Annotated in this window: 3 protein-coding genes; all 3 read right to left on the bottom strand. The window is 63.1% G+C overall.

What is annotated here, in order from left to right; genetic code table 11:
- On the bottom strand, positions 1 to 936 hold a 936-nt coding region (locus EN893_RS28180; protein WP_164901177.1), incomplete at its 3' end, for an ABC transporter substrate-binding protein.
- Between the two features lie 42 nt (positions 937 to 978).
- Entirely contained in the window at positions 979 to 1,704 is a 726-nt protein-coding gene (locus tag EN893_RS28175) for an ABC transporter ATP-binding protein (RefSeq protein ID WP_127269567.1), read from the bottom strand.
- A 158-nt stretch (positions 1,705 to 1,862) separates the two neighbouring features.
- On the bottom strand, positions 1,863 to 2,447 hold the full coding sequence (locus tag EN893_RS28170) for an XRE family transcriptional regulator (protein WP_127269568.1): 585 nt from the start codon (positions 2,445 to 2,447) through the stop codon (positions 1,863 to 1,865).
- Positions 2,448 to 2,670 lie beyond the last annotated feature (223 nt).

Below are 2,670 nucleotides of genomic sequence, written 5' to 3'. Positions count from 1 at the left end.
GATCTGCACCATGTCGGCGCCAAGCGCGTCGAAGATGCCGTTGATCTTGTAGCCGTCGGCCTTGCACTGGGCCAGGAACTTGTCGATCGGGCTGTCGACGCCGGTCGCGCCATGGGTGGCGAACATCACCTTCTCCAGCGATGCCGGATCACCCACGGTGCCTTCCAGCGACTTGTCGTCGAAGGCATCGCAGCCGGCCACCCAACCGTCATAGCCATTGGCGCGCAGCTGGCGGATGAAAATGCCGACATCGGGCAGCACGCCGCAGATGTGGATGGCGTCCGGCTTCTGCGGCAACGCCTTGATGCTAGCGATCTGCGGCGACCAGTCTGATGTGCCCCAGGAATAGTTGAGCTTGGAGACGACCTTGCCGCCGAGATGCTCGAACACCTCGCCGAACCATTCCGGCAGCTTTTCGGAATAAGAGCCTGCATCGGGCGAGACCATCAGCGCCACGGTACGCGCGCCCTTGCCGTAGAGCGCATTGGCGGTCGCTGCCGCATTGATCGGATCCGGCACCGCGCCGGCAATGAAATTGTCGAGGCCGGCCTGCTGCATCTCAAGCTGCGTGTTCGGCGCCGAGAATACAGTGGCACCATAGGGCGCGGCGATCTGCGCTGTCGGGATCAGCGCATCCGGGAACGGCACGCCGGTGATGACCTGGGCGCCGGCATCGAGGAATTTCTGGCCGAGCGACACCGAAAGCTGCGGATCGGAGCGGTTGTCCTCGATCATCAGCTCGACCTTGGGATCGCCGGCGCCTGCGGCCTTGTTCAATTTGTCGGCCATGCAGCGCGCCCCTTCGGCCTCGCTGTAGGGTGCGTAGGTGCCGGTCATTGCCACCGCGAGCCCGATCTTCAGATCGGCGGCACCGGCATGCGTCACCTGCAAAAGCCCCGCCGCCACGACCGCGGCCCCCAAAATCATCTTCTCCATTTGACCCCTCCTTCTCCCTTGTTGTTGGCGCTTAGGGCGCCGTCACGATGTCTCGGACTGCCCGACATAAACCTCGATGACGCGCGGATCGCGCCACACCGCTTCGGTTTGCCCGGACGCGATCACCTGGCCCTGATCCATGACGCAGAGCCGGTCGCAAAGCCGGTTGATGAATCGCAAATCGTGATCGATGACGATGGTCGCGCAGCCGACATCCCTGCGAATGCCCTCGATCGCTACCGCCAATGTCTCGGACTCGCCTTCGTTGAGGCCGGCCGCCGGCTCGTCGAGCAGCAGCAACGATGGGCCCAACGCCAGCGCGCGGGCGATTTCGAGCCGACGCTGGCTGCCATAGGACAGCGTGCCGGCCGGAACGTCGGCGAAGCCATCCAGCTGATATTGCGCAAGCAGTTGATCGACGCCGATGCGTGCCGCCGCTTCCGGCCGAACCGCCTGGCAGGTGATATGGGCGACCTCGACATTCTGCCGGACGGTCAAATCCTTGAACAGCCGGATGGTCTGGAACGTACGCGCGACGCCGGCCCGCGCGCAATGCTCAGGACCGTGGCCGGTGATCTCCTTGCCCGCCAGCCTCACACTGCCGGTGTCCGGCTTGAGCACGCCGGAGATGGCGTTGACCAGAGTGGATTTGCCGGCGCCATTGGGGCCGATCAGGCCGAGGATTTCGCCGGCCTCGCAGGCCAGCGAGGCACTGCGCAACGCCTGCACGCCGCCAAAGGTCTTGCTGACTGCCTCAACCGACAGCATCGGTTCCATCTCCCATCCGGCCGATGGCTATTTCTCCTGTCGGCCGGTGAACAGGATGCTAGACCCCGGACTTTTCCATAACAAGTATTTTTTTCCATTTTAGAAAATATTCTTGAGAGGCCCCAAACTTTCGGGCCCGGATTCCAGTCAGGCCGGGATCAGACCCCGGCGCCGGCCGGCAGCCCGTCGCGCGGCACTGTGTTCGACATCAGCATGATCACCTGCTCTTCGCCCAGCGCGATATAGGCGTGCTGCATTTCGCCATCGAACAGGATGCTGTCGCCCGGCTGCAGCACGGTTGGATCATAATGGATCGTGTGCAGTTCCAGGCTGCCGCTCAGCACGTGGATGAACTCCTCGCCCGAATGGCTGCGCCAGCCACCGTTCTCCTCAAAACTCTTCGCGCGCAGCGTGACACGCCAGAAAATGTTGGTCTTGTCGCGAAAATCGCTGCACAGGACCTCGAATTCCATTGCGTTGCCCTGGTGCAGGATGCCGCTGCCGGCGCGCGTGATCGAGCGCCGCGCCTGCATGCCCGGCTTCGGGCTGAACAGGAAGGAGGCCACCGGCACATGCAGCACGCCGGCGATCATCAGTGCGACGTCGACCGTCAGCCGGGCTTTGCCGTTCTCCAGTTTCGACAATTGCGAAACCGAAAGGCCGGAGCGTTCGCTGAGATCGCGCAGCGTGATGTTCCGCTCCTTGCGCGCATCGCGGATCTTGCTACCCACATTGCCCTGCATCACCCGCGCCCTTGGCTGTCGTGTTTCCAATTCGACAAGCTCTAGCGGCGCGCCTCGGGGGCGTCCAGCCTTTAGACGGCTACGGCTGGTTTCGGCCATAACGACATCGCAACGGTGGCAAATACGGTTTCTAGCGTGCGGCTGACGAGCTCGAATGTTTCCGGATCGGAAAGCAGGTCGTTGCGGACTTCGAGATAAAGGCACGCCCTGCCCTGCTCCACCC

Origin of the sequence: Mesorhizobium sp. M7A.F.Ca.CA.004.04.2.1 (genome assembly GCF_004022825.1) — a bacterium.
Lineage (GTDB): Bacteria > Pseudomonadota > Alphaproteobacteria > Rhizobiales > Rhizobiaceae > Mesorhizobium.
The sequence above is the reverse complement of the archived record's forward strand: the minus strand, read 5'-3'. Positions and strand labels throughout refer to the sequence as shown.